The organism is Cupriavidus sp. 01L46 (genome assembly GCF_056399905.1).
On record NZ_JBFTSF010000542.1, the window covers coordinates 1 to 2,002 of the forward strand.

The following is a 2,002-nucleotide window of genomic DNA, read 5'->3' on the forward strand; positions in this document are numbered from 1 at the left end:
GCAGCGAACGCGCGCAACCCTCCCTGCCATGGCCGCAAGGGCCATCGCAAGGTCAAGACACGCGGCAGGAAGAAAGGCGGGCTGGGCCCGGATCCTGGGTTCTGGCCTRGGTCTGCACGCCCGTTCGCTGATGCACTTCCGGCTCGCTCAGCATCGCGGCGCAGCCGCGCGCGATATTCGACGCGGCGTTCGCCGGATCGAAGCGCCGKATCACGGACAGGCAACGCTCCGCGGTGGCCTGGGTATCCGCGAACGCCGCCAGCGCGCGGGTCATGCCGGCCTGCAGCGCCGCGGCACTGCGCGCCGGCACCGCAAACCCGGTCTCGCCCTCGAGCACCAGCTCCGGCACGCAGCCGCAGCTCTCGCTGACCACCGCCGGGCAGCCGTGGGCGAGCGCCTCGTTGACCACCAGGCCCCACGGCTCGCTATGGCTGGGCAAGACCATGCAGGCCGCCCCGTAATACTCCCTGGACAGGCCTTCGTCCTGCAGGCTGCCGACCTGGCATACCGCGGCCTCAATGCCAAGCTCCGTAGCCATCTGGCGCAGGGTGCCGGCCATCGGCCCGGTGCCGACCAGCCGCAGCGTTGCCGAGGGCATCGTCTTGTGCAGGCCAGCGAAGGCTTCCAGCAGGGTGTCCAGCCCTTTTTCTTCCGACAGGCGGCCCACATACAGGATCACCGGCGCACCGTCGGCACGATGCTTCAGGCGCTCCTGCAGGGCTTGCTCCGGCTTGTAGGTGGCCGGCATGGCGGCCGCCTGGCAGGGCGTGAAGATCCGCTCCGGCTTGGCGCCGAGCGACATCAGGTATTCGCGGCTGCGCTCGCCAAAGCCAAAGTAGCCGTGGCACAGCGAGAAGAACACGCGCTTGGGAATGGAGGTCAGCATGCGCCGCGGCCGGTCCCGCCCGGTGGAGTCGCAAAACACCGCGCGCCGCTTGCCGGTGACGATGCAGGCCAGCAGCATCGCCCAGTATTCCGGGCGGTGGTAGCCCGGCAGCACCACCAGCTCGCCCTTGGCCTTGAGCACTTCCCAGGTCAGGCGCGCCGTCATCTTCCAGCGCGGCACATCCTCATAGCAGCCGGCGTACAGCTGGTGCATGGGATAGTTGTGAAACGAGTAGTCGACATCCGAGAAGCCGAGCCGGAAGTGCTCCGTCTCCGCGATCTGCACCATGTCGTAATGGATCGAGCTTGCCGCAGACTGGCTGTGCAGCGCCGAGAACACCGCACCCTTGTGGCGCGACCAGACTACGTTGTGGAATATCGTGACTGAGCCTGACATTGTTATCTCCTCTTTGCGGTCACTCGATAACGGCACCGGAGAGCGCTGTTGCCCCTGCCTGCTCGACCCTGGGCAACCCCTCATCCATGCGCCGCGAATACGCCTGGTAGATGGCGGAAATCCCTTCATCAAGGCCGATCGCAGGCCGCCAGCCGATCTGCCCCAGTTTCGAAACATCAAGCAGCTTGCAAGGCGTGCCGTCAGGCTTGGAGGTATCGAACACGAGTTCGCCCTCGAAGCCGGCAATGCGGCAGATCCGCTCCGCAAGCTCGCGGATCGGCAAGTCCCGCCCCGTGCCAACGTTGAATACGCCATGCGGCACCTCGCGCTCCAGCAGGAACAGCGTGGCCGACGCGAGGTCATCCACATGCAGGAACTCGCGTCGCGGCTTGCCTGTGCCCCAGATGGTCATGCTCGGGGCGCCTTGCCGGGTTGCCGTGCAGGCCTTGCTGATCAGCGCCGGCAGCACGTGGCTGGTGGCGAGGTCGTAGTTGTCGTTGGGGCCGTACAGGTTGGTCGGCATCACCGAGAGATAGCGTGTGCCGAACTGCCGGTTGTAGGCCTCGCAGAGTTTCAGCCCGGCGATCTTGGCGATGGCGTAGGCCTCGTTGGTGGGCTCCAGCGCGCCCGTCAGCAGGTACTCCTCGCGGATGGGCTGCGCGCAGTCGCGTGGATAGATGCAGGAAGAGCCAAAAAACACCAGCCGCCCCACGCCTGCCT

The 2,002-nt window shown here is 66.5% G+C and carries 2 protein-coding genes; both read right to left on the reverse strand.

The window, feature by feature from the left end:
* Positions 1-52: 52 nt before the first annotated feature.
* On the reverse strand, positions 53-1,282 hold the full coding sequence (locus tag AC1DS3_RS38120; RefSeq protein WP_477129305.1) for a glycosyltransferase family 4 protein: 1,230 nt from the start codon (positions 1,280-1,282) through the stop codon (positions 53-55).
* A gap of 19 nt (positions 1,283-1,301) precedes the next feature.
* On the reverse strand, positions 1,302-2,002 hold a 701-nt coding region (locus AC1DS3_RS38125), incomplete at its 5' end, for an NAD-dependent epimerase/dehydratase family protein (protein WP_477129306.1).